Genomic DNA, 23,122 nt, shown 5'->3' on the forward strand with positions numbered 1-23,122 from the left:
CCCAGTGGGGGTCCCCCCCCCCGGCGCCAGGGCCGCGACTCCTCCAACTGCTCCGCCAGCGCCAGCAGTCGCCCTTCCGTCCCGGGCCGCCCCACCAACTGGACCGCCGTCGGGGCACCCGACGGCAGCGCGCCCAGCGGGACCGTCATCGCCGGCCAGCCGGTCAGGTTCCACGGCGGTGTCAGCGGCGCATAGGCGGTGTTCGCCAGGAGATTGCGCAGCCACCCCCGCCGGTGCCAGGGCGCCGACCGCGGGGAGCGGCGGGCCAGCGCCGGGGTGAGCAGCACGTCGTACTCGGTCAGGAACGGCTCCAGCCGCCGCCGCAGCCGCTCGCGCGCCGCCCCCGAGCGGGCCGCCGTGACGAACCGCCGCCCCACCGCCGCGTGCACCCGGGTCCGTCGGTCCAGCAGCCGCGGGTCCAGACCCCGGGCGTCCACGGCCGTGCCCGCCGTCCAGTGGGTGAGCGCGGTGACGCCCAGCGACAGCGGATACGGCGGCTCCGCGCGCCGCACCCGGTGCCCCGCCCCCGCCAGCACCGCGGCCGCCTCCCGCACCGCGTCGGCGTACGGCGCGGCGACGGGAACCCCGGCCAGCGGGCTGCGCAGGGACACCGCGATCCGCCGGACGCCCGGCTCACCGGCGCCGGGAACGTCCGTGTCCGCCAGGACCGACAGCATCAGGCGCGCGTCGGCCACCGTGGTGGCCAGCGGGCCGTTCTCCGCCATGCCGAACCAGGCGCCGTCGCCGATGCCCGCCGGCACCGTCCCGTGACCCGGCTTGACGGTGACCAGACCGCACACGGCCGCCGGGATGCGCAGCGATCCCATCCCGTCGTTGCCGAGCGCCAGCGGCGCGAAGCCCGCGGCGACGGCGGCGGCGCTGCCGCCCGAGGAGCCGCCCGCCGAGCGGGAGGTGTCCCAGGGATTGCGGGCCGTGCCGTGCACCCCGTCCGTCGTGCCGAAGACGCACAGCTCCGGCACCTGTGTCAGCCCCACGACCACCGCGCCGGCCGCCCGCAGCCGGGCCACGGTCACATGGTCCTCGACGGCGGGGGTGTCCGGGGTCGCCGTCGAGCCGACGCGCATCGTCTCGCCGCGCACCGGGAGGTTGTCCTTGACGGCCACCGGCACCCCCGCGAGCGGCAGCCGGGCCAGATCGCCGCGAGCGCCGACCTCGTCGGCCTCGGCCCGGGCCGCCGCCGCGCGCACCGAGCGGAACGCGCCGATCCGCCCGTCCAGCCGGGCGATCCGGTCGAGATGGTCCACCACCACCTCGCGCGGCGTGACCCGCCTCTCCCGCACGGCGGCGGCGATCTCGACGGCGGTACGGCCGGTCCAGCTGCTCACGGAGACTCCTCGGACGATGGGACACTCAATCAATCATCGGATCAATATGGGGCAAAGACCGGCCGACCGAGCGCTGCGGGGTGTTGTGACAGGGATGCTCCCTGATGGATATCGGATGGCTGCCGCTCGGTGAAAGGGGTCCCGTGAGTCCGATCCCGGCCCGCGTCACCGCCCTCGACACCTACGACATCCGGTTCCCCACCTCCCGGGAACTCGACGGGTCCGACGCGATGAACCCCGACCCCGACTACTCGGCCGCCTACGCCGTACTGCGCACCGACGCCGCCGACGGCCACCAGGGACACGGGTTCACCTTCACCATCGGGCGGGGCAACGACGTCCAGGTCGCCGCGATCGAGGCGCTGCGCGAGCACGTGGTGGGACGCGAGGTCGACCGGCTCTGCGCCGACCCCGGCACCCTGAGCCGCGACCTGGTCGGCGACAGCCAGCTGCGCTGGCTCGGCCCCGAGAAGGGTGTGATGCACATGGCGATCGGCGCCGTCGTCAACGCCGCCTGGGACCTCGCCGCCAAGCGCGCGGGCAAGCCGCTGTGGCGGCTGCTCGCCGAGGCCGAACCCGAGTGGCTGGTCCGGCAGATCGACTTCCGCTACCTCACCGACGCCCTGACTCCCGACGACGCCCTGCGCCTGCTGTGGCGCGGCAAGGAGGGCTCCGCCGAGCGGACCGCCCGCCTCCTGGAACGCGGCTACCCCGCCTACACCACCTCCGCCGGCTGGCTCGGCTACGACGACGCCGAGCTCACCCGGCTCGCCGCCCAGGCCGGCGCCCTCGACGTCCTCCAGCTCGACGCGGCCCGCGTCGGCGGGGTCAACGAGAACCTCGCGATCCTGCTGCTGGCGGCCAGGTTCGGCGTGCCGGTCTGCCCGCACGCCGGCGGCGTCGGCCTGTGCGAACTCGTCCAGCACCTGTCGATGTTCGACTACGTGGCCCTCTCCGGCACCACCGAGGACCGCGTCATCGAGTACGTCGACCATCTGCACGATCACTTCCTCGAACCGGTGGTGATCCGGGACGGCCACTACACGGCACCCACCGCGCCCGGCTTCTCGGCCGCGATGCTCCCCGGGGCCGTCGCGCGCTACACCTACCCCGACGGCGCCTTCTGGGCCGCCGACCTCGCCACCGGCCGGAAGGAGCAGGCTGCATGAACGACTTCGAGGGGCTGCGCGCCCTGGTCACGGGCGGCGCCTCCGGCATCGGCCGGGCCACCGCCGCACTGCTCGCCGAGCGGGGCGCCCGGGTCGCCGTCCTCGACCTCGACCCGTCCGGCGTCGAGCGACCGCTGCTCGGATACCGCGCCGACGTCACCGACGACGCCTCGGTCCGTACGGCGGTCGCCGCGGCCGCCGCCGACCTCGGCGGGCTGGACGTCGTGGTCAACAACGCGGGCGTCGGCGCCCAGGGCACCGTCGAGGACAACGACGACGCCGAATGGCACCGCGTCCTCGACGTCAACGTCGTCGGCATGGTGCGGGTGGCCCGCGCCGCACTGCCGTACCTGCGGGCCTCCGCGCATGCCGCCGTCGTCAACACCTGCTCGGTGGCCGCCACCGCCGGGCTCCCGCAGCGCGCGCTCTACAGCGCCACCAAGGGCGCCGTGCAGTCCCTCACCCTCGCCATGGCCGCCGACCACGTCCGCGAGGGCATCCGCGTCAACTGCGTCAACCCCGGTACCGCGGACACCCCGTGGATCGGCCGCCTGCTCGACCGGGCGGACGATCCGGTCGCCGAACGCGCCGCCCTCGAAGCCCGCCAGCCCACGGGCCGGCTGGTCAGCGCCGCCGAGGTCGCGGGCGCCATCGCCTACCTGGCGAGCCCCCTGTCCGGCGCCACCACCGGCACCGCCCTCGCCGTCGACGGCGGCATGCAGGGCCTGCGCCCGCGGCCGGCGGCGTCATGAGCGCCGCCGCCGAACTCGGTTTCGGAGCCGCCGGCATCGCCGGCCTCTACACCGAGGTCCGCGACCAGCAGGCCTACGACGCCGTCCAGGCGGCCTGGCGGCACGGCATCCGCACCTTCGACACCGCGCCCCACTACGGCCTCGGCCTCTCCGAACGCCGCCTGGGCGAGGCCCTGCGCGAGCACCCCCGCGACCGGTACCGGATCTCCACCAAGGTCGGCCGCCGCCTCGAACCCGCCGACGGCACCGGCGACGACCGCGCGGGCGGCTTCGCCGTCCCCGCCACCGACCGCCGGGTCTGGGACTTCACCGCCGACGGCATCCGCCGCACCCTGGAGGCCAGCCTGGAGCGCCTCGGCCTCGACCGGGTCGACACCGTCTACCTGCACGACCCCGACGACCACGCCGAACAGGCCTTCCGCGAGGGCTATCCCGCGCTGGAGGACCTGCGCTCCGAGGGCGTCGTCCGCGCGATCGGCGCCGGCATGAACCAGTCCGCCATGCTCACCCGCTTCGTGCGCGACACCGACGTCGACGTGGTGCTCTGCGCGGGCCGCCACACCCTCCTCGACCACGGCGCCCTCACCGACCTGCTCCCCGCCGCCCTGGAACGCGGAGTACCGGTGGTCATCGGCGGTGCCTTCAATTCCGGCCTGCTGGCCGACCCGAGACCGGACGCCACCTACGACTACGGCCGGGCGCCCGGCGACCTGGTGGAGCGCGCCCTGCGCCTGAAGGAGGCCGCCGAACGTCACGGCACCACCCTGCGCGCCGCCGCCCTCGCCTACAGCGCCGCCCACCCGGCCGTCGGGCACGTCCTGATCGGCGCCCGCTCGGCCGCAGAGGTCGACGACTGTGTACGCCAGTTCCGCACGCCCGTCCCCGCCGCGCTCTGGGCGGAACTGCGGGCCTCGGGCCTGCTCCCGGTGGGGGAGTGGCCGTGACCGTACGGTGGGCACCGGCCGCCGTCGCCGAACCGGCCTGGTGCACGACCTGGTCGTGCTCGACTCGACCACCAGCTCCCGGCCCGCGCCGAGGCCCTGCCCGCGCTCACCTTCGTCCTGGACCACCTCCGGCCGCACTGCCCAACACCGTGTGCAAGGTGTCCGGCATGGTCACCGAGGCCGACTGGACGGCATGGCGCACTGCGGACCTGCGGCCCAACTGGGACACCGTGCTGGACGCCTTCGGCCCCGACCGCCTGATGTTCGGCTCGGGCTGGCCGGTGTGCACCCTCGCGGCCGGCTACGCCCAGGTCGTTCAGGCCGTCGACGCCCCGTCCGGCGAACCGGGGCGGGACGAGCGCCACCAGCTCTTCGAGGCGACCGCCACCCGCGTCTACGGCCTGCGGGCCGGGCCGGCCAGCCGGGTCGGCGGCAGGAACTCCCGCACATAGGCGCGCTCCCAGCACGCGCCCGTCTCCCGCAGCTCCCGCCAGGTGGTGAACCGGTAGCGGTAGAGACGGGCACGGACGTGCCGGGGCGGCCGGTCGGGCGGGAACGGGGACCGGCGCAGCAGCCTCAGTGTGTCGCGGTCGTTCTCCAGCAGCCGCTCCACCAGCGCGCCGAACCAGGACCCGGCGTAGGCCGGGGACAGCGCGGCGAACCACATCATCCAGTCCAGCCGCAGGTGGTAGGGGGCGAACTGGCGCGGCCAGCGCCGGGGGTCACCGGGCTTGCCCCGGAACTCGTACTCCCGCCACTCGGAGTCCTCCCGGGGCACGTCGTCGAGCGTGCCCTCGACCACCACCTCGTGGCGCACCCGGCTGACGCTGCCGAACGCCCCGTAGGTGTTGACCAGGTGCAGCGGGTCGAAGGAGCGGTTCATGACCTGGCGCCGGGAGATCATGTTCACCACCGGGCGACGGCTGAGGAACAGCAGCAGCGCGGCCACCGCGAGCACCACCACCTCGTACCAGAGCGGGGCGCCGGGTGTGGCCGGGGCGTCGTACGGCAGCCGAAGCGCGGGCACGGCGAGCACGATGGTGATCCAGTTCAGCCAGGCGAAGTTGCCGCTCAGCACCAGCCACAGCTGCGTGACGATCATTAGCGAGGCGGCCGCCGTCGCGACCGGCTGCGGGGCGAACAGCAGCACCGGGACCACCAGCTGGGTGACATGGTTGGCGGCCACCTCCACCCGGTGCAGGGGCCGGGGCAGACGGTGGAAGAACCAGCTCAGCGGGCCGGGCATCGGCTGGGTCTCGTGGTGGTGGTCCAGACAGCTCAGATTCCGCCAGCAGGGATCGCCGCGCAGTTTGATCAGCCCGGCGCCGAACTCCACCCGGAACAGCACCCACCGCAGCAGGAACAGCACCACGACCGGCGGCGCCACCTCGTCGTTGCCCAGGAACACGGCGAGGAACCCGGTCTCCAGCAGCAGCGACTCCCACCCGAAGCCGTACCACGTCTGGCCCACGTTGACGATCGACAGGTACAGCGCCCACGGCACCAGCCACAGCACCATCGCCGCCGCCAGCGGAACGTGGGCGTCCACGCCCGCCACAAGCGCCGCCGACACCGCGCAGCCCGCCCAGGCGCAGCCCGCGAAGAACCGGTCCGAGTAGTGCAGCTGGAACACGCCGGGCGCCTGCCGGAACGGCACCCGGGCGACGAACCGCGGCACCGGCAGCATGCCGCGCTCCCCGATCAGCGCACGGAACTGCAGCGCCGCGGACAGGAACGCCACCAGGTAGAGCACGGCCAGGGCCCGCTGGAAGACGAGCCGGCCCAGCCAGTAGTCGGGCTCGGTGAACCACTCCACGGACGTGTGCTCCTTCCCGCCGCGCTGTGCTCGGTACTGTGCCAGTACCGCGAGCCCCGGTCGAAGAATCGGACAAATGCTGGCAAGGTGGCCCCATGGCTGATCGGGGAGCGAGCGCCCTGTCCCTCCCGGACGACTGGCCCGCCCACCCGGACCCGATCCTGGCGCTCAACCGCATGGGCACCTTCGACTGGGACCTGGACACCGGCATGTTCCACATGGACGCCCGGGCCCACGAGATCTTCGACATGCGCCCCGACGAGTTCGACGGCCGCCCGGAATCCCTCTCGCAGCGGGTACCCAGCGCGGAGGCGCTGCGCCTGGACGCGCTGGTCGCCCAGGCCATCAAGGACGGCAGCGAGAACTACGGCGCCTACTTCCGGCTCCGGCTGCGCGACGGCGCCCTGCGCTGGACCCACACCCAGGGCTACATCCGGCGCGACGGCACCGGCCGCCCGCGCCGGATCGTCGGTATCGTCCGCGACGCCACCGAGGAGCTCGGCGAACTGGCCACCCGCCGCGACGAGCCCACCCCGGCCGACAGCCGCCGCACCCAGACCCACGTCGTCCAGCTCACCACGGCGGCCCTGGCCCACGCCCGGACCGTGCAGGACGTCATCGACGTCCTCAAGGACACCCACGGACTCACCCATCTGGGCGCCACCAGCCTCGTCATGGGCCTGGTCGAGGCCGACCGGATCCGGCTGATCGCCGAGGGCCCCGAGGGAAGCTTCGTGCCGGGCACCCTGGTCACCGGCATCGACGAGCCGTACCCGATGAGCGAGGTCGTGCGTACCCTCACGCCCCGGTTCATCGAGTCCCCAGAGGAGTTCGCCGTCGGCTACCCCATCCTCTGGCCGCACATCACCGGCCTGAAGATCACCGCCGCCGCCTACCTTCCGCTGATCGTCCAGGCCCGCCCCATCGGAGCGATGGGCCTGCTCTACAGCGACCGCACCCGCTTCCGCCCCGAGGAGCGCGACATCCTCGTGGCACTCGGCAGCAGCATCGCGCAGAGCATGCAGCGGGCGATGTTCTACGAGCAGGAGAAGGACATCGCCCAGGGCCTGCAGCAGGCCATGCTGCCGCGCACCATCCCCAGCGTGCCCGGCGCCGACGTCGCCGTCCGCTACCGGGCCGCCACCATCGGCGGCAGCCTCGGCCGGGACATCGGCGGCGACTGGTACGACCTGATCCCGCTGCCCGGCAGCCGGGTCGGCGCGGTCATCGGCGACGTCCAGGGGCATGACACGCACGCCGCCGCCGTCATGGGCCAGCTGCGCATCGTGCTGCGCGCCTACGCGGCAGAGGGGCACCCCCCGGCCACGGTGATGGCCCGCGCCTCCGTCTTCCTCCACGAACTCGACACCGACCGCTTCGCGACCTGCCTGTACGCCGAGGCCGACCTGTCCACCGGGGTGGTGCAGGTGGTCCGGGCGGGGCACATCGACCCGCTGGTGCGCGGCACCGACCGCACCTGCCGGCGGATCGAGGTCCCCGGCGGGCTGCCGCTAGGGCTGTCGGCGGAGTTCGGCAGCCTGCAGTACCCCGTCGGCACGGTCGAGCTGGACCCCGGGGCCACCCTGCTGCTGTGCACCGACGGCCTGGTCGAGCAGCCCGGCGCCGACCTGGACGACGGCATGTGCGGTCTCGCCGAGATGATCGCGGCCGGACCCGACGACGTCCGGGCCCTCGCCGACCGGCTGATCGACGCCGCCGAGGAACGCGGGGGCGACGACGACGTGGCGCTGCTCCTGCTGCGCCGTCGGGGCGAGGACACCCCGCGGGCCGGCGGCCGCCTCCAGCAGCACGTGGCGTCCGGCGACCCCGAGGCGCTGGCCCACGCCCGGCACATGATCCGCGCCGCCGTGCGCGGCTGGGGCGCCGGGGACCGCGCCGACGAGATCGAACTGGTCGCCGACGAGCTGGTCACCAACGCGCTGATGCACACCGAGGGCGCCGCCATCCTCACCCTGCGGGTCCTCACCGGCGCCGACCGCCGGCTGCGGGTGGAGGTCGAGGACTCCTCCAGCGCCCTGCCGCGCCGGCGCGAAGCCGGGGAGTCCGGGGTCTCCGGGCGCGGGCTGCTCCTCGTCGACCTGCTGACCGACGGGTGGGGCGTGGAGGCGCGGGGCGGCGGGAAGTGCGTGTGGTGCGAGTTCATCGTGCCCGCACAGGGCTGAGCCGTCGATGGCACCCTTGACGTATGCCCGAACTCCCCGAGGTGGAAGCGCTCAAGGACTTCCTGACCGAGCACCTCGTCGGTCAGCGGATCGTGCGCGTGCTGCCCGTCGCGATCAGCGTCCTGAAGACGTACGACCCGCCGGTCACGGCCCTTGAGGACCATCCGGTCACGGCGGTGCACCGCCACGGCAAGTTCCTCGACGTGGAGACCGCAGGCGGCCCCCGGCTGCTCACCCATCTGGCGCGGGCCGGCTGGCTGCACTGGAAGGACCCGCTGCCCGGCGGCATGCCGCGCCCCGGCAAGGGCCCGCTGGCGCTGCGGGTGGCCCTGGAGACCGGCGCGGGCTTCGACCTCACCGAGGCCGGCACCCAGAAGCGCCTCGCGGTGTACGTCGTCCGCGAACCGCGGGAGGTCCCCGGGGTGGCCCGGCTGGGCCCCGACCCGCTCGCCGACGACTTCGACGAGGAGCGGTTCGCGGCACTGCTCGCCGGGGAGCGCCGCCGGATCAAGGGCGCCCTGCGCGACCAGGGCCTGATCGCCGGGGTCGGCAACGCCTACAGCGACGAGATCCTGCACGCCGCGCGCATGTCCCCGTTCAAGGTGGCGGCCACCCTGACCCCGGAGCAGACGCACGCCCTGTACACGGCGCTGCGCACCACGCTCACGGAGGCGGTGGAGCGCTCCCGTGGCCTGGCCGCCGGCCGGCTGAAGGCGGAGAAGAAGTCCGGCCTGCGTGTCCACGGCCGCACCGGTGAGCCCTGCCCGGTCTGCGGCGACACCGTCCGCGAGGTCTCCTTCAGCGACTCCTCCCTGCAGTACTGCCCCACCTGCCAGACCGGCGGGAAGCCACTGGCCGACCGCAGACTGTCCCGGCTGCTGAAATAATCCCGGCGATGCGCGATCATTGGGGGCCGACGGACCGGGCCTCACCGGGCCTCACCGGGCCCAGGACTCCACCAGGGGGACGCATGACCACCCTTCCCGACCGGCCGCACACCGCGCTGCTGGTCATCGACGTCCAGAACGGCGTCGTGTCCGAGGCCCACGACCGAGAGGGAGTGCTGCGGAACATCGGCACCCTGGTCGAACGGGCGCGTGCGGCGGACGTCCCGGTGGTGTGGATACAGCACTCCGACCGGTGGCTGAAACGCGACACCGACGCCTGGCGGTACGTCCCCGAACTGGTCCGGGGGACCGCCGAGCCCCTCGTCCACAAGACCTACCGGGACTCTTTCGAGGCCACCGAACTGGAGTCGGTGCTCGCCGGGCTCGGGGTGGGCAGCCTGGTCGTCACCGGCGCCCAGACCGACTTCTGCGTCCGTTCCACGCTCCACGGAGCCCTGGCGCGCGGCTACGACGTGACCCTGGTCGGCGACGCGCACACCACGGAGAGCCTGCCGGTCGCCGGAGCGCCGGCCCCGGAGCAGGTGATCGCCCACACCAACTTCTACTGGAACGGCCAGCGCGCTCCGGGCCGCCGGACGGCCACCGTGGCCACGCGAGAGGTCACCTTCTAGCCCGCCGCGGGGGCGCGCCACCTGCCGGCGCCGCCGCGGGACCCGGGTCGCAGGCGGCCCTATTCCCGGGGCGAGGGCAGCTGCACCAGCGTCCGGCCCTCGGTCGTGCGGATCTCGTAGTGCGCGATCTGGTCGGTGTGCCAGGCCGAGCCACCGTGCATCGTGCTGGGCCGGGCGTCGTGGTCGGGGGCCGACCAGCTGGTGACCGTGTGCTCGGAGCCGTCCAGGCCCACGATGACCAGACGGCAGGTACGGGGGCCGGCGGCGTCCTTCACCTTCACCTCGACCTGGCTGCCCCAGGGCATGTCCTCGGTCGTCACCTGGGCCCACACGCCCGAGCGTTCGTCCGTCGCGGTCACCCGCACGGCGTCGTCGCCCCCGCCGCCGGCCAGCAGCGCGAGCGCCGGCCCCGCCACCGCCGCGACCACCGAGGCCGCCAGCCCGAACAGCACCCGCCGCCGCGCGGCACGCCGCCGGGCGGCCACCTCCGCGACCAGCCGGTCCAGCAGTCGGGGACCCGGCCCGGCGAAGGGATGCACGGTGCGCGGTGTCGCCCGCCGGTAGAGCATCAGCTGCCGGGTGGTGGCACCGAACTCGGTGACCTGGGCCGTGCACCGAGGACACTCCATGAGGTGGTCCTCGAAGCGGAACGCCTCCGCCTCGTCCAGCACGCCGAGCGCGTACGCACCGACGTCCGCATGCCTTTCCAGGGACCTCATGCCGAATCCTCGTGCCGTAGGGTGCGGGTGGGGTTACTCCTTGCTCCCACCGGTACGGACCAGGACGCGGAATCACTCACGCCCACACCGAATCGTGACCAGATGTTCGGAGCGGGCGGGCCCTCGGATTGGTCGGAATCTAAAAAAGATGGATCGCCAGGTGCCCGAGCGGCAGACCGAGCTGCCAGGCCGGCGTCCACACCTTCGGCCCCTCGTCCTCGCCCGTTCCGGCGCCGCCCGGCACCGCGTTCAGGTCGGGGGCGAGCAGTTCGGTCTCCTCCAGCCACCGCCAGGCCGCCGACGCCAGGTCCAGGTCCGGCGCCGGATCCGTCGACCCCGCCGCCCCCGCGGCCAGTTGGGCCATCCGCTCCCGCACCCAGTCCTGCCACGGCTGGTCGTACGCCGTGAGCGACAGCCAGGTCTCCAGCTGGGTGACGACCCGGATCCCGGGCAGCTCGCCGTCGGTGTCCGAGAGGAAGATGGTCAGCGCCAGCGCGTCGCGGCCGGCGCGGAACTCGAAGGACGTCGGTGGCATGAGATCGCCGGTCCGCAGCAGTTCGTCGGCGATGTACTCGGCGTAGAACCAGGCCATGGGAACGGTGAGTTCGCCGTCGTCGGCGCCGTCCGCAGGCTCGTGACCTCTGTGCAGCATCCCTTCCTGCCTTCCTCCGGTGCGTGCGCGTCGCCCGATACCGGGTCCCGGTCCGGAACACGGATGAGGACAGCCGATTACTCAACAGGGGTCGTCGGCAAGGCGCTTTACGGAGGTTTGACTCGACTGCTGGTTTCAGTGCAGGTCGGCCGCGTATCCGGGCAGCACCCGGCGCAGGGCGCGCAGCGCGTAGTACGCGCGGGACTTCACCGTACCGGGCGGAATCCCCAGCGTTTCGGCGGCTTCCGCCACACTGGCCCCCTGGAAATACACCAGTACCAGTACTTCCCGGTGCTCCGGAGTGAGTGTCTTCACAGCCTCGCGCACATCCAGCGTGGCCACGGCCCGCTCGGCGTGATCGGCGGCCGCGGGAGCGTGTTCCAGTACCGAGTCCGCCACTTCGGCGGGCCGCGCCTGCCGGGCGCGCCGCGCGTCGATGGCGAGCCGCCGGCCCACGGTCATCAGCCAGGGCCGTACGGAGTCGAAGTCGTCGGCGCGCAGCGCCTCCGGGTGCTGCCAGGCGCGCACCAGGGTCTCCTGGAGGAGATCCTCGGCGCGCTGCCGGTCTCCGTCGCACAGCCTGAGCAGCAGCGCGAACAGCGGCCGGCCGTGCTCGCGCTGCAGTGCGGCGAGCTCGTGTTCGGCGGTGGTCGTGGGGTGCGGGAAGGCGGTAGCGGCCGTCATGCGCGTATGGCACCCCAGGCGAGCGGTTTCGGACAGGGCGCGCACACGGGTCTGCGACGGACGGTCGATCGCGTCGACGAACGGTTCGACGAACGGTCGGCTCACCCGCCTGGTTCCCTGCCCGGCTCCGCGTCCGGCTACGCCGATCGCGCGCATCGGCGGGGCGGGCCAGGGAGCGCCGGGGCGGTTCGCGTCCGGAAATGGACTAGTAGTGAGGAGTGCGTAAATACGACAATCCTCCGGTAAAGGGGTGATCTGGTGATCGCGCGCAGCCGACAGCTGGCCCTCGCCCTGACGGCCGTCCTCGCGGCGGCCGCCGCCTGCCAGGCCGACGAAGACCGACCGACCGACCCGCCCGGACATCCCGCGCCCTCCGCCGCCCGGGCCCGCGGCTTCACACTCGTGGCCTCCGGCGACGTCCTGCCGCACACCTCGATCATCGACCGAGCCCGCTTCGACGCCGGCGGCACCGGCTACGACTTCCGCCCCATGCTGGAGGGCGTCAGGCCGGTCGTCTCCCGCGCCGACCTCGCGCTGTGCCACATGGAGACCGTGTACGGCGCGGACGGCCACTACTCCGGCTACCCCGCCTTCACGTCACCGCCCGAGATCGCCGAGGCGCTCGCCGCCACCGGCTACGACGGCTGCTCCACCGCCTCCAACCACAGCCTCGACGACGGCGCCGCCGGCGTCCGCCGCACCCTCGACGCCCTCGACGCCGCGGGCGTCCGCCACGCCGGCACCGCCCGCACCGAGGCCGAGGCCAACGGGATCACCCTGCTGCGCGCGGGCACCGCGAAGGTCGCCCACCTCGCCTACACCTACGACACCAACGGCTACCCCCAGCCCCCGGGGGCGCCCTGGACGGTCAACCTCATCGACCAGAACCGGATCCTCGCCGACGCCAAGGCCGCCCGGAAGGCGGGCGCCGACGTGGTCGTCGTGTCGATGCACTGGGGCACCGAATGGCAGGACGCCCCCGACGACCGCCAACTGGCCCTCGCCCGGACCCTCACCGCCTCCCGCACCGGCCACCGCCCCGACATCGACCTGATCCTCGGCACCCACGCCCACATCCCGCAGGCGTACGAGAAGGTCAACGGCACCTGGGTGGTCTACGGCATGGGCGACCAGATCGCCGGCGAGATGTTCAACCACCAGGGAGTCCGGGACCCGCGGGGCAACCAGTCCACGCTCGCCCGCTTCTCCTTCGCCCCGCCGGAACGCCCCGGCGGCCGCTGGAAGGTCACCCGGGCCGAGTTCGTGCCCCAGTTGTTCGACGTGGACGCCGGCCGGGTCCTCAACCTCAACCGCGCCCTCGCCCGGGGCGCCGACGTCCGGGGTGTACGAGACCGGATCCGGGACATGGCCCTGAGCCGGGGCGCGGCACAGGACGGCCTCACGATGGGGGAGTAGACCCCTTCCCGGCGGACCCTGACGCGCGGCCGGTCACGGCACCACCGTCACCGGCCAGCGTCCCGCCTTCACCAGCCGCACCGCGACCGAGCCGACGATGCGGTGACCGGCCTGCTCGGACGCGCCGACGACCACCGCGTCGGCCGTCAGCTCCTCCGCGGCCTTCACCAGGCCCGAGTAGGGGTCCCCGCGGAACGTGTGGAACTCCCAGCGGACCTCGAACAGCCCCCGCAACCGCTCGGCCGCCTCCCGGATCTCCGCCACCAGATCCTCGGCGACCTGGTCGGTGGCGTCCGCGACCGGAGCCCCGAGCGCCATCCCGGCCGCCATCACGGGCTGCACGTACACCACGGCCAGCAGCGCCCGCTGTCGCCGGGCCAGCCCCGCGGCGTACGCCGCCGCCCGCATCGAGGTGTCCGATCCGTCGACCCCGACCAGGATGACCTTGGGCCCGTCCGTCCCCCGCTCGAACCGCTGTGCGGGCTGCTGAGAGTGCTGTTCCGTCACGCCCCGAGGCTATCCGAACCCGTGAGCGGCGCTGACCGCCCCGCCCTCACCACGGGTGTTGCGCCAGCCGGGTGCAATCATGCCCCCACCCCGGTGTCGCGGTGGTGCGCCGACGGCCCGCCGGGCGACTGATGACTCATGAAGAAGGATCAGTTCCTCACGCGCCGCGGGGCCCTGCTCGCCGGCGCCGCGGCGGTGGGGGCGGCGGCCGGCGCCGCCGGCCTGTTCGCCTCCGGCACCGGCGGCACCGCACCCCGCTCCCCTGCCGGGCCCGCCGCGGGTGCCCCCCGCGGCGCCCCGCTGAAGCCGTCCGCCTACCGCCTGAGACCGATGACGGGATTCGGGCCGCCGCAGACCGCGCCCGAACACCTCACGGTCCGCCACGAACCCCTGCTGCGGATGACCGGCCGCGGCCGCACCATGGTGCTGACCTTCGACGACGGACCCGACCGCCGTTACACCCCCGGAATCCTCGACACCCTCGCCGAGTACGACGTGCGCGCGATGTTCTTCGTGTGCGGGGAGATGGTCGGCGACAACGCGGATCTGCTGGCCCGGATGGCCGACGAGGGCCATGTGGTCGGCAACCACACCTGGTCCCACCCCCTGCTCACTCGGCTCGGCCGCCGCCAGATCCGCTCCCAGATGGAGCGCACCAGCGACATCATCGAGTCCACCTACGGCGAGCGGCCCGCGTGGTTCCGCGCCCCCTACGGGGCCTGGAACCGGGCCGCCTTCCAGCTCGGCGCCGAGCTGGGCATGGAGCCGCTGGCCTGGACCGTCGACACCCTCGACTGGACCACCCCGGGCACCCGCACCATCGTCGACCGGGTGGCCGACGGCGCCGCCCCCGGCGTCGTGGTGCTCTCGCACGACGCCGGGGGCGACCGCTCGCAGAGCGTGCGGGCGCTGCGCCGTTATCTGCCGCAACTGCTGGATTCCGGGTACCACATCGATGTGCCCCGCCGGGTGCCCGCCTGACGGGAATCCGGGAATCCGGGAATCCGCCCGCCGGGCCGGGGCCGCTCAGCGGACCTCGGTCAGGCGGGCGAAAGCCACCACGTTCCCGTCGTAGCCATTGGTCTTGGAGAAACCGCCACCGCAGGTGATGACCCGCAGTTCCGGCGTGCCCTTGGAGCCGTAGACACGGTCACCGGGGAAGTTGTTCTTCTCGAACACCTCGATGCCGTAGATCTCGAAGACCGCGGTCTTTCCGTCCTTGCGCGCCACTTCGACGCGATTGCCCTTCTTCAGCGCCCCGAGCCCGTAGAAGACGGCGGGGCCCTGGTGATTGTCGACATGGCCGACGACGACCGCCGTGCCCTTCTCGCCGGGCGACACCGCCCCGGTGAACCAGCCGGCCAGATTCGGGTCCTCGGGCGGCGGCGCGGCGACCCAGCCGGCGGCGTCCAGCCCTACCGCCATGATCGGCGCGTCCACCTGGATGGCGGGGATGCGCACCCGGTCGGGCACACCGTACGGCAGCGGGTCCGGTGCCCGGCCGAGGGTGCTGCCCGGGGCGGTACGGCTGTCCGGGGCCGCCGCGGAGGCGGGCTGCGGCGGGCCCACGTCGAATTCGCCCGACCCGTTCCGGATGAGCGCGAGGCCGGTCAACAGCACCAGCGCTATCACGCCCCAGGGCGCGCGCTTCTTGGGCCGCTCCTCCTCTTCAGCCCATTCGGACAGCTCATATCCGGACATTCGCCATCCCCTTTCGACACGGCCGTCGCCGCATCCTTATCGCGCATACGAGCACGCTAAGCGCAGTGGGCGGAAGCGGCGACGGGTGCGGCGGCGAACGGGTGGTCCGAAGCGAGCCCGGTGCGCCATCCGAGTTGCCCCCGGTCAGAATTTTCTGACGGTCCGTGACCTGCGACGATATCCGACAGTGCGCATTTCGTACGGTGTGTCGGCTCACCAGGACGGACCATTCCCGAAATGCGGCCCCGCGCGCGGCATCTGAGGGTCTATCCGGGAGGTGCTTTCTCGCCGATCGACCGGGGACGGGTCCCGGGGCGCCTTCCGCGGAGGATCACATGCGAACCACTCGTGCCTTGGCGGCCTCGGCCGCCGCGGTGGCCGTCCTCGGCCTCGCCGCCCCCGCCGCCGTCGCCGACGGCATGCCCGGCGGCCCGGGCCGCTCCGGCCCGAGCAACATCGTGGCCCTGCCCAGCGTCATCGCCCGCGGCGGCCAGCTGACCATCACCGTCGACAACTGCCCCCAGGGCGGTACCGCCACGTCGAACGCCTTCCCGGCGACCACCCTGACTCCCATCAACGGCGCGAACCACACCGCCAAGGGAACCGCCACGGTCAACAGCAACGCCCGGCCCGGCTCCTACGACATCACCGTCAACTGCACCAACCGGGGCACGCTGACCCGCCCGGCCGCCTTCACCGTCATCGGTGGTGTCCAGGGAGGTCTCGGCGGCAGCAGCTCCAGCGGGGCCACGCCGACCGACATGGCCATCGGCGGCGGACTCGTCGCGGCGGCGCTCCTCGGCGGCGGTCTGTTCTGGATGCGGCGCCGTTCCGAGCGCCGCGCCTGACGGCTCACCGGGCCGAGAAGCGTTCTCAGCGGGCGCCGTCGTCAGGCTCCGCCCTCACCCGCGCGCCCGCGCGCGAAGCGGTACGCCACGCCCAGCGACCCGGCGACCAGCGCCGCGCCCAGGCCGATCTCCTTGAGGTCGAACCCGGCGATGCTGCCGCCCGCACCGGCGTGCACGCCCCGGTGCGGTGGGTACGGCTGAGGGTGGCCGCCCGCGATGGTGAGGCTGGTGGACCCGCTCGCCCGCGCGCAGCCGAAGGTGACCAGGTAGACCGCCCCCGGACGGGCGTCCCGGTCCACGGTCGCCGTCGCCGTGGTGTGCCTGGCCGGGATCCGCACCGTGTCGAAGACGGCCGACGACACCGTCACGGGCCCCCTGCAGCCGTCGCCGTCCCGGTTCACGTGCAGGGTGACCTGGCCGCCGGCCGCGACGGTCGACGGCATGACGCTGAAGCCGAACGGCGTGACGTCGTCGGAGGCGACGGCGGCCGGTGCGGACAAGGTGAGGGCGGTCAGGCCCAGCAGTGCGGCCGAAGCGACGCGTATCGCGCGCATGGTGAATCCTCCGGTCCCCGAGGAGCAGCTGCGGACCTGTTCCGCTTGCGTCGGAAATGCACCTCGATGACCGAAACGTAAGGAACGTGTGTGCGGCCCCGCGATCGCAGTCGGGCGAATGGGGCACACCTGTGGGCCGCACAGGGGAACGTCGCCCTCCGCACGCTTACCGCCCCGCTCTCCCCCCTCACCCCTCGATGTGCGGGAAGAGCAGGGTGAACGGCTCCGGCGACGCGGTGATCCCCCGGCTGTACGGGGCGTCGAAGTCCCAGATCAGGAACAGCAGGAAGGCGATGAGCGCGGAGAACAGCCCGGCGAGGATCAGCTCCCGCGGCGTGCGCCGGATCTGCAGCGCGAACACCATGCCGATGGTGACCACTGCGCCGATGATCAGCCCGAACCACACCACGCCCGGCATCGTCGGATCCGCCGAGTCCGCCCGCGCGGTGCGCGCCTGGTCGGCGGCGGCGACCTGGTCCATCAGAGGCTGGTAGGCCTGGGCCTCGAAGTCCGTGCGCGGCTCGTAGTCGGTGACGTCGACCCGGATGGTCCGGAAGAGCTGGTCGCCGCGGTCCGTCGCCTCCCCGGTGTCGGCCATCGACTGCCACTCCTTCGTCAGGATGTGTCCGACATAGGCGTTGACGTCGTCCCGAATGCGCTCACGTACGTCGGCCGGGTAGACCCGCACCCGCTCCGAGATCTCGTGCAGCGCCTGGGCCTCCGCCTGGACGTGGTCCTCGGCGGCGCTGCGGGCCTCCCAGACGCCCGCGATGGCCAGACCCAGCACGATGGCGTACACCACCCCGATCCACATCGTCATGTACTCGATGACGTCGGGGGTCTCCGAGGTGTCCTCGTCCTCGGCGGCCCGCTTGTGCCGCACGAGGGTGACGACGATGACCACCGCGCCCACGGCGGCCATAGCGAGGGTCAGAACAAGCCATTCTGGCAAGGGATGCCTCCTGGTACGGCGGCTAGCGCGGCCGCAGCGCGGCGACGGCCGCGATGGCGGGCACGGTGATGAGCAGGACGTAGGTGAGCGGCGACGGGGTGCGGCGCGTCTGCCGCCTCGGCGGCGGGGCGTGGTAGGCCGGGTAGCTCACCGGCTTCGCGGCGGGGCGCGGGGTGGGCGTCGGCGTGGGAGCCGGTGGTGGTGGCGGTGGTGGCGGGGCGGGTGCCAGTCGGGCCGGTGGTGTGGCGGGCGCCGGCGGGGGAGGCGGCTCGGGGGTGGGCGCCGGCCTCGGTGCCGGGTTCCTCGGCTTTGGTGCGGAGGGCTTCGGCGCGGTGGTGGGTGTGGGGCTCGGCTTCGGCGGGGGAGGGGGCGGTGGGGGCGGGTCCGGTGTGGGGGTGGGTGTCGGCTCCGGGCACGGTGGCGGCGGCGGGGGCGGGCACGACGGCGGGGCCGGCCAGGTGCCGTCGCCCGCGACGGCCCACGCCTCGGTACCGCCCGGGCCGGTCGAGGCATGGGCACAGGCGTCGGCGGCCGCCACCCCGGCCGGTGCGCCCACCAGGGTCCAGACCGCGCCCAGCACCACCAACGCCCGGGTCACGAAGGCGAGTCGGATCGGTTCGGGAGCATGCACGACCAAGATCATGCGGTCTCCCCGGCGCCGCTGGCGGCCTCAGCGCCCGGATTGGCCCGATCGGAGGAAGTCCACGCGCACGGGTTTGATCGTTGCGCGCTCCCACGGCCCGGGAGGCGCACGCACGTACGAGGCGGCTGTGGCGGCGGAGGAGCGACTACCGGATGTGGTGGGGCCCGGAACGCGGGAGTGGCGGGTGCCCGGCGCACGGGGGTGGCGGGGGCCGAAAGGGGCCTGGAGCGGTGGCGGTGAAAAAGAATTCCCGCCGCCGTTGAACACCCGGCCCCCCGCCGTCCGTACCCAGTGCCGTGCGGCGGCGCAGCAGGGCGCCCGCAACACCTTGCGAAGATCGGGGAGTTGAGGATGAACACCTCCTGGCGGAACGCCTCTCTCGTGGCGAGTGCCGCGGTCGTGCTGGCGCTGACGACGGCGTGCGGTCAGGAAGGCGGCAGCTCGGCGGCCAGCCAGAACGTGGGCGCCACGGCCCCGGTGACCGGCGGTATCACGGGCGGCATCACCGGAGTGGGCGCGGGGGCCGGAACCGGTGCCGGCGCCGGAGCGAGCGCGAGCCCCGGGACCGGCGCGCAGGGCGGGACCGCCGGAGAGCTGGCCGTCACCGTGAACGCCGAGCTGGGCAAGATCCTGACCGACGGCAGCGGCAAGACGCTCTACCGCTTCGACCAGGACACGGCGGAGCCGCCGAAGTCCAACTGCGACGGCCAGTGCGCCACCGCGTGGCCGCCGGTGCCCGCCGACGACGTCTCGGCCGCCGACGGCATCGACAAGTCGCTGCTCGGCGAGGTCACCCGCACCGACGGGAGCAAGCAGCTCACCATCGGCGGCTGGCCCGCCTACTACTACGCCAAGGACGCGAACGCCGGTGACATCAGCGGCCAGGGCGTGAACAACAAGTGGTTCGCCATGGCACCCGACGGCAAGAAGGCGACCAAGGCCGCCGAACTGCCCGGACTCTCGGTGCGCAACGACCCGAACCTCGGCGACATCGTCGTCGACGCCAAGGGCATGACCGTCTACCGGTTCATGAAGGACTCCCAGTGGCCCATGAAGACCGCGTGCACCGGCGCGTGTCTCGACAAGTGGCCCGTCGTCGGGCCGGTCGACGCGAAGAACACCGAGGGCATCGACCTTCAGGGGTCCACCGCCAACCGCGGCTACGTCGTCTTCAAGCGCCCCGACGGCCTCAAGCAGCAGACCATCGACTGCGTACCGCTGTACACCTTCGCGGGCGACAAGGCGCCCGGTGACATCAACGGCCAGGGAGTCGGCGGCGCATGGTTCGCCGTGGGCCCCGACGGCAAGCCGGTCGGCGCGCCCGGGCAGAACTGATCACCTCCCCAGGGCTGATCCTCGCGACTGCCCGCCGACGCCGGCCCACGGTCCGCCCCCTCCGCGCCGCACGGAGGGGGCGGACGCGTATCCGCGCCCGGACCGGCCGCAGGTGGTGACCGGGAACGGATGGTCAATTTCCGGTTCCGCTCGCCCGTTCGGCAGGCGATCAGTAGCCTCAGCTCGAACACCGGATCGCCTACGCCTTGGAGAGATAGATGGAGCGTCCCGCCTGGGCCCCCCGGAGCATCGACATCTCGGTGCCTAGCGTCTCGCGCATCTACGACTACTTCCTGGGTGGTTCGCACAACTTCGAGGTGGATCGCGAAGCGGCGCGCAAGGCGATGGAGTTCATGCCGGGACTGCCGAAGATCATGCAGGCGAACCGGGCGTTCACCCGCCGCGCGGTGCGGTACGCGGCGGGACAGGGCATCACCCAGTTCCTGGACATCGGTTCGGGCATCCCCACGTTCGGCAACGTCCACGAGGTCGCCCAGGCCGCCAGCCCCTCAGCGCACGTCGTCTACGTCGACCACGACCCGGTGGCGGTGGCCCACAGCCAGGCCGTGCTGGCCGGCAACGACGCCGCGGACGTCCTCGCGGCCGATCTGCTCAAGCCCCAGGACATTCTGACCAGCCCTCAGGTGGAGCGGCTGATCGACCTGAACCGTCCGGTCGCCCTGCTGCTCGTCGCCGTCCTGCACTTCGTGGCGGACGACGACGACCCGCACACGGCGGTCGCACGGCTGCGCGACGCACTCGCGCCCGGCAGCCTGCTGATCCTCACGCATGCCTCGTACGAGGGAATCCCGCTCCCGCCCGGGCGGGCGGAGGGCGCGGTGGACGTATACAAGGACATTCGCAACCCACTGATCATGCGTTCGCGCGACGAGGTCGCGCGGTTCTTCGAGGGGTACGAGATGGTGGAACCGGGACTGGTGCCGATGCCGCACTGGCGTCCGGAGACGGCACCGGAGGACGAGGATCCGTATGCCTTCTCCGGTTTCGCCGGCGTGGGGATCACGGCGTGAGCGCGGAGCCGGACGGTCCGGAGGACAGACTGCGCCGGTTCGCGACGATCTGGAGCCGGGCGGTGTTCCCGGTGACCTCGACGTCGCTGACCCGGCCGGAGTTCGAGGCGTTGTTGCTGCCGCTCGCCCGGCGGCTGCGCGAGGCGCTGCTCGCGCGGACCTTCGACGCGGAGGAAGGCCGGGCGGTGGGTGCCGCCCTGGTGGGCGCGCACTGCACCGACCCGGAGGCGCTCAGCCGCGCGCTCGACTGCGTGGACGCCTACCTGGTGCTCTACTGCGGCGAGGACGGTGCCGGAGAGAGCGGTTCGCCGGCGGAGCGGCCCCCGGGCGAGCGCGTGCTGGAGGACCTGCGCACCCGCTCCTCCCGGCTGCAGCACGCCATGGCCGCCGGGTTCGCGCAGCGGTTGCGCGAGCGGACGCTGGCCGAGCAGGAGACCATCGCCCGGGCCGCGCTGCAGGCCCAGGGCGTGGTGGCGCAGGCCCTTCACGCCAGTGAGGCGCGGTTCCGGGCGGTGTTCGAGGGCGCGGCCATAGGCATCGCCATCGCCGACCTGTCCGGCCATGTCCTGGAGGTGAACGGGGCGTTGCTGCGCATGTTCGGCGGCTCCGAGCAGATCCTGCGGGGCCGCAACGTCACGGACTGGACGCACGCCGAGGACGCCCCGCAGGTCTGGAAGCTCTACGACGAGCTGGTGAGCGGCGAACGCGAGCACTACCACGTGGAGAAGGCGTTCTACCGCCCGGACGGAACGGTCCTGTGGACCAACCTGACGGTCTCCCTGCTGCGGGACGCCGACGGCAACCCGCAGTACCAGCTGGCGCTGATGGAGGACACCACCGAGCGCCGGCTGCTCAACCTCCGGCTGCGCTACGAGGCCACCCACGACGCGCTCACCGGCCTGCCCAACCGCACCCTGTTCTTCGAGCGGCTGGAGAAGGTCCTGGGCGCCGGGGAGGGACAGCGCTTCGGGCTCTGCTACCTCGACCTGGACGGGTTCAAGACCATCAACGACAGCCTCGGCCACGCGGCCGGCGACCGGCTGCTCGTGGAGGTGGCCGACCGGCTTCAGTCCTGCGCGACCGCGCCGGGGGAGATGGTGGCGCGACTGGGCGGCGACGAGTTCGTGGCGCTCACCACCGGACCGCAGGCCCGCAGCGAGGTGGACGAACTGGCGGCGCGCATCATGAACGCCCTGGTAGCGCCGGTGCGGATCGACGGCCGCGAGCTGACCGTGCGCGGCAGCATCGGCATCGTGGAGGGCGCGGCGGGCGAGCGCAGCGCGGCCGAGGTGCTGCGCAGCGCCGACATCACCATGTACCGGGCCAAGTCGGCGGGCGGCAACCGCTTCGAGCTGGCCGACCCGGAGGCCGACGCCCGGGCGATCACCCGCCACGGTCTGACGACGGCGCTGCCGACCGCGCTGGAGCGCGGCGAGTTCTTCATCGAGTACCAGCCGCTGGTCCACCTCGGCGACGGCAGTGTGCGCGGTGCGGAGGCGCTGGTGCGCTGGCTGCATCCGCAGCACGGCGTGCTCGGCCCCGACCGGTTCATCCCGCTCGCCGAACACACCGGTCTGATCGTTCCGTTGGGCCGCTGGGTACTGGAGCAGTCGGTGCGCCAGGCGAAGGAGTGGCAGGAACGCACCGCGCAGAGCGGCCCGTTGCGCATCAACGTCAATCTCTCGCCCTGCCAGCTCACCCACCCCGGCCTGGTCCAGGACACGGTCGACATCCTCGAACGCACGGGGGTCGAACCGCGCGCCCTGTGCCTGGAGGTCACCGAGTCGGCCCTGATCGGCGCCGACGACGATCTGCTCAAGCCCCTGCGCCGGCTGGCGGAGATGGGCGTGGACATCGCCCTCGACGACTTCGGCACCGGCTACTCCAACCTCGCCAACCTGCGCCGCCTGCCGGTCAGCGTGCTCAAGCTGGACCGCTCCTTCACCCAGGGCATGCAGCAGTTCCCCGCCGACCCCGTCGACCTCAAGATCGTGGAGGGGATCGTCTCCCTCGCGCACAGCCTCGACCTCGCGGTGACCGTGGAGGGTGTGGAGACGGGAGCGCAGGCCGAGCAGCTGCGGATACTGGGCTGCGACACCGCCCAGGGCTGGTACTACGCCCGGCCCGGCCCCCCGGAGCGCCTGCACGAACTCGCCCTGGCGGACGCCACCGGCTGACCCCGGAAGGCGCGCGGGGCCGTAGGCGGGCGCGGCCGCGCCGCGTGATGCGCCCGGTGCCGGGACCACGCCGAGCGGGTGGGCGCCGAGGCTCGACGAGCCGGGAGCCGGAGCTGCGGGTCGGCGCCGGGCGCCGGTGCTGCGGGTCGGCGCCGGGCGCCGGTGCTGCGGGTC

General features: G+C 73.1%; 23 protein-coding genes. 13 read left to right on the forward strand and 10 right to left on the reverse strand.

Features of this window, described 5'->3' with window-relative positions; translation table 11 throughout:
• A partial coding sequence (locus AC3ET3_RS24725) for an amidase (protein WP_435612906.1) occupies positions 1-1,346 on the reverse strand: 1,346 nt, incomplete at its 3' end.
• 143 nt (positions 1,347-1,489) lie between these two features.
• Here AC3ET3_RS24725 and AC3ET3_RS24730 point away from each other — a divergent pair.
• The 4 genes from AC3ET3_RS24730 to AC3ET3_RS24745 all read left to right on the forward strand — a co-directional run bounded on the left by AC3ET3_RS24730 (position 1,490) and on the right by AC3ET3_RS24745 (position 4,663).
• Positions 1,490-2,515, forward strand: a complete 1,026-nt coding sequence (locus tag AC3ET3_RS24730; RefSeq protein ID WP_435612907.1) for an enolase C-terminal domain-like protein — start codon at positions 1,490-1,492, stop codon at positions 2,513-2,515.
• Positions 2,512-3,267 (forward strand): SDR family NAD(P)-dependent oxidoreductase, encoded by a 756-nt coding sequence (locus tag AC3ET3_RS24735; protein WP_432136751.1) that lies wholly within the window; start codon positions 2,512-2,514, stop codon positions 3,265-3,267. The genes AC3ET3_RS24730 and AC3ET3_RS24735 overlap by 4 nt, the downstream gene beginning before the upstream one ends.
• Positions 3,264-4,211 carry an aldo/keto reductase gene (locus tag AC3ET3_RS24740; protein WP_435612908.1) on the forward strand — a complete coding sequence of 316 codons (948 nt, stop codon included), beginning with the start codon at positions 3,264-3,266 and terminating at the stop codon, positions 4,209-4,211. Before AC3ET3_RS24735 ends, AC3ET3_RS24740 begins: the two co-directional genes overlap by 4 nt.
• Positions 4,212-4,378: 167 nt before the next feature.
• On the forward strand, positions 4,379-4,663 hold the full coding sequence (locus AC3ET3_RS24745) for an amidohydrolase family protein (RefSeq protein WP_435612909.1): 285 nt from the start codon (positions 4,379-4,381) through the stop codon (positions 4,661-4,663).
• Here the strand turns inward: AC3ET3_RS24745 and AC3ET3_RS24750 are convergent.
• Positions 4,606-6,027 carry a lipase maturation factor family protein gene (locus tag AC3ET3_RS24750; protein ID WP_432155344.1) on the reverse strand — a complete coding sequence of 474 codons (1,422 nt, stop codon included), beginning with the start codon at positions 6,025-6,027 and terminating at the stop codon, positions 4,606-4,608. The two genes, AC3ET3_RS24745 and AC3ET3_RS24750, sit on opposite strands and share 58 nt — an antisense overlap.
• 95 nt (positions 6,028-6,122) lie before the next feature.
• Between AC3ET3_RS24750 and AC3ET3_RS24755 the strand changes: the two genes are divergently transcribed.
• The 3 genes from AC3ET3_RS24755 to AC3ET3_RS24765 all read left to right on the forward strand — a co-directional run bounded on the left by AC3ET3_RS24755 (position 6,123) and on the right by AC3ET3_RS24765 (position 9,729).
• Positions 6,123-8,210 carry a SpoIIE family protein phosphatase gene (locus AC3ET3_RS24755; protein ID WP_432136748.1) on the forward strand — a complete coding sequence of 696 codons (2,088 nt, stop codon included), beginning with the start codon at positions 6,123-6,125 and terminating at the stop codon, positions 8,208-8,210.
• Between the two features lie 23 nt (positions 8,211-8,233).
• Complete coding sequence (locus AC3ET3_RS24760; RefSeq protein WP_432136747.1) at positions 8,234-9,097, forward strand: Fpg/Nei family DNA glycosylase; 864 nt, start codon at positions 8,234-8,236, stop codon at positions 9,095-9,097.
• Positions 9,098-9,180: 83 nt separating this feature from the next.
• Complete coding sequence (locus tag AC3ET3_RS24765; protein WP_432136746.1) at positions 9,181-9,729, forward strand: isochorismatase family protein; 549 nt, start codon at positions 9,181-9,183, stop codon at positions 9,727-9,729.
• A 59-nt stretch (positions 9,730-9,788) separates the two neighbouring features.
• Here the strand turns inward: AC3ET3_RS24765 and AC3ET3_RS24770 are convergent, their stop codons facing one another.
• The 3 genes from AC3ET3_RS24770 to AC3ET3_RS24780 all read right to left on the reverse strand — a co-directional run bounded on the left by AC3ET3_RS24770 (position 9,789) and on the right by AC3ET3_RS24780 (position 11,784).
• The gene (locus tag AC3ET3_RS24770) at positions 9,789-10,448 is read right to left on the reverse strand and encodes a zf-HC2 domain-containing protein (protein ID WP_432136745.1); all 660 of its coding nucleotides are present in this window, start codon (positions 10,446-10,448) and stop codon (positions 9,789-9,791) included.
• A 139-nt stretch (positions 10,449-10,587) separates the two neighbouring features.
• Positions 10,588-11,100: a hypothetical protein gene (locus AC3ET3_RS24775; protein WP_432155342.1), complete on the reverse strand. Its 513-nt coding sequence runs from the start codon at positions 11,098-11,100 to the stop codon at positions 10,588-10,590.
• A 135-nt stretch (positions 11,101-11,235) separates the two neighbouring features.
• Positions 11,236-11,784, reverse strand: coding sequence for a sigma-70 family RNA polymerase sigma factor (locus AC3ET3_RS24780; RefSeq protein ID WP_432136743.1), 549 nt, complete (start codon positions 11,782-11,784; stop codon positions 11,236-11,238).
• A 258-nt stretch (positions 11,785-12,042) separates the two neighbouring features.
• Here AC3ET3_RS24780 and AC3ET3_RS24785 point away from each other — a divergent pair, with 258 nt between their 5' ends.
• Positions 12,043-13,200 (forward strand): CapA family protein, encoded by a 1,158-nt coding sequence (locus AC3ET3_RS24785; RefSeq protein WP_432136742.1) that lies wholly within the window; start codon positions 12,043-12,045, stop codon positions 13,198-13,200.
• A gap of 33 nt (positions 13,201-13,233) precedes the next feature.
• On the opposite strand, the gene AC3ET3_RS24790 is transcribed toward AC3ET3_RS24785, so the two are convergent.
• On the reverse strand, positions 13,234-13,707 hold the full coding sequence (locus AC3ET3_RS24790; protein WP_432136741.1) for a universal stress protein: 474 nt from the start codon (positions 13,705-13,707) through the stop codon (positions 13,234-13,236).
• Between the two features lie 138 nt (positions 13,708-13,845).
• Here AC3ET3_RS24790 and AC3ET3_RS24795 point away from each other — a divergent pair, with 138 nt between their 5' ends.
• Complete coding sequence (locus AC3ET3_RS24795) at positions 13,846-14,688, forward strand: polysaccharide deacetylase family protein (RefSeq protein WP_432136740.1); 843 nt, start codon at positions 13,846-13,848, stop codon at positions 14,686-14,688.
• A gap of 45 nt (positions 14,689-14,733) precedes the next feature.
• Here AC3ET3_RS24795 and AC3ET3_RS24800 read toward each other — a convergent pair whose 3' ends face one another.
• Positions 14,734-15,408, reverse strand: coding sequence for a class F sortase (locus AC3ET3_RS24800; RefSeq protein ID WP_432136739.1), 675 nt, complete (start codon positions 15,406-15,408; stop codon positions 14,734-14,736).
• Between the two features lie 335 nt (positions 15,409-15,743).
• Here AC3ET3_RS24800 and AC3ET3_RS24805 point away from each other — a divergent pair, with 335 nt between their 5' ends.
• Positions 15,744-16,256: a hypothetical protein gene (locus AC3ET3_RS24805; protein ID WP_432136738.1), complete on the forward strand. Its 513-nt coding sequence runs from the start codon at positions 15,744-15,746 to the stop codon at positions 16,254-16,256.
• Between the two features lie 41 nt (positions 16,257-16,297).
• Here AC3ET3_RS24805 and AC3ET3_RS24810 read toward each other — a convergent pair whose 3' ends face one another.
• From AC3ET3_RS24810 to AC3ET3_RS24820, 3 genes are all read right to left on the reverse strand, one after another.
• Entirely contained in the window at positions 16,298-16,810 is a 513-nt protein-coding gene (locus AC3ET3_RS24810) for a hypothetical protein (protein WP_432136737.1), read from the reverse strand.
• Positions 16,811-16,997: 187 nt separating this feature from the next.
• Positions 16,998-17,762: a bestrophin-like domain gene (locus AC3ET3_RS24815; protein ID WP_435612910.1), complete on the reverse strand. Its 765-nt coding sequence runs from the start codon at positions 17,760-17,762 to the stop codon at positions 16,998-17,000.
• A 22-nt stretch (positions 17,763-17,784) separates the two neighbouring features.
• Positions 17,785-18,405, reverse strand: a complete 621-nt coding sequence (locus AC3ET3_RS24820; protein WP_435612911.1) for a hypothetical protein — start codon at positions 18,403-18,405, stop codon at positions 17,785-17,787.
• A gap of 351 nt (positions 18,406-18,756) precedes the next feature.
• Between AC3ET3_RS24820 and AC3ET3_RS24825 the strand changes: the two genes are divergently transcribed.
• The 3 genes from AC3ET3_RS24825 to AC3ET3_RS24835 all read left to right on the forward strand — a co-directional run bounded on the left by AC3ET3_RS24825 (position 18,757) and on the right by AC3ET3_RS24835 (position 22,948).
• Positions 18,757-19,740, forward strand: a complete 984-nt coding sequence (locus AC3ET3_RS24825) for an SCO0930 family lipoprotein (RefSeq protein ID WP_432136734.1) — start codon at positions 18,757-18,759, stop codon at positions 19,738-19,740.
• A 218-nt stretch (positions 19,741-19,958) separates the two neighbouring features.
• The gene (locus AC3ET3_RS24830; protein ID WP_432136733.1) at positions 19,959-20,771 is read left to right on the forward strand and encodes an SAM-dependent methyltransferase; all 813 of its coding nucleotides are present in this window, start codon (positions 19,959-19,961) and stop codon (positions 20,769-20,771) included.
• Complete coding sequence (locus AC3ET3_RS24835; RefSeq protein WP_435612912.1) at positions 20,768-22,948, forward strand: putative bifunctional diguanylate cyclase/phosphodiesterase; 2,181 nt, start codon at positions 20,768-20,770, stop codon at positions 22,946-22,948. Before AC3ET3_RS24830 ends, AC3ET3_RS24835 begins: the two co-directional genes overlap by 4 nt.
• Positions 22,949-23,122: the final 174 nt, after the last annotated feature.

It is taken from the genome of Streptomyces sp. bgisy159 (assembly GCF_057707805.1).

Excerpts from the sequence above, each read along its gene's own strand:
- AC3ET3_RS24735 (WP_432136751.1), top strand. The coding sequence starts at position 2,512 with ATGAACGACTTCGAGGGGCTGCGCGCCCTGGTCACGGGCGGCGCCTCC.
- AC3ET3_RS24740 (WP_435612908.1), top strand. The coding sequence starts at position 3,264 with ATGAGCGCCGCCGCCGAACTCGGTTTCGGAGCCGCCGGCATCGCCGGC.
- AC3ET3_RS24745 (WP_435612909.1), top strand. The coding sequence starts at position 4,379 with ATGGTCACCGAGGCCGACTGGACGGCATGGCGCACTGCGGACCTGCGG.
- AC3ET3_RS24755 (WP_432136748.1), top strand. The coding sequence starts at position 6,123 with ATGGCTGATCGGGGAGCGAGCGCCCTGTCCCTCCCGGACGACTGGCCC.
- AC3ET3_RS24760 (WP_432136747.1), top strand. The coding sequence starts at position 8,234 with ATGCCCGAACTCCCCGAGGTGGAAGCGCTCAAGGACTTCCTGACCGAG.
- AC3ET3_RS24765 (WP_432136746.1), top strand. The coding sequence starts at position 9,181 with ATGACCACCCTTCCCGACCGGCCGCACACCGCGCTGCTGGTCATCGAC.
- AC3ET3_RS24770 (WP_432136745.1), bottom strand. The coding sequence starts at position 10,448 with ATGAGGTCCCTGGAAAGGCATGCGGACGTCGGTGCGTACGCGCTCGGC.
- AC3ET3_RS24775 (WP_432155342.1), bottom strand. The coding sequence starts at position 11,100 with ATGCTGCACAGAGGTCACGAGCCTGCGGACGGCGCCGACGACGGCGAA.
- AC3ET3_RS24780 (WP_432136743.1), bottom strand. The coding sequence starts at position 11,784 with ATGACGGCCGCTACCGCCTTCCCGCACCCCACGACCACCGCCGAACAC.
- AC3ET3_RS24795 (WP_432136740.1), top strand. The coding sequence starts at position 13,846 with ATGAAGAAGGATCAGTTCCTCACGCGCCGCGGGGCCCTGCTCGCCGGC.
- AC3ET3_RS24800 (WP_432136739.1), bottom strand. The coding sequence starts at position 15,408 with ATGTCCGGATATGAGCTGTCCGAATGGGCTGAAGAGGAGGAGCGGCCC.
- AC3ET3_RS24805 (WP_432136738.1), top strand. The coding sequence starts at position 15,744 with ATGCGAACCACTCGTGCCTTGGCGGCCTCGGCCGCCGCGGTGGCCGTC.
- AC3ET3_RS24810 (WP_432136737.1), bottom strand. The coding sequence starts at position 16,810 with ATGCGCGCGATACGCGTCGCTTCGGCCGCACTGCTGGGCCTGACCGCC.
- AC3ET3_RS24820 (WP_435612911.1), bottom strand. The coding sequence starts at position 18,405 with ATGATCTTGGTCGTGCATGCTCCCGAACCGATCCGACTCGCCTTCGTG.
- AC3ET3_RS24825 (WP_432136734.1), top strand. The coding sequence starts at position 18,757 with ATGAACACCTCCTGGCGGAACGCCTCTCTCGTGGCGAGTGCCGCGGTC.
- AC3ET3_RS24830 (WP_432136733.1), top strand. The coding sequence starts at position 19,959 with ATGGAGCGTCCCGCCTGGGCCCCCCGGAGCATCGACATCTCGGTGCCT.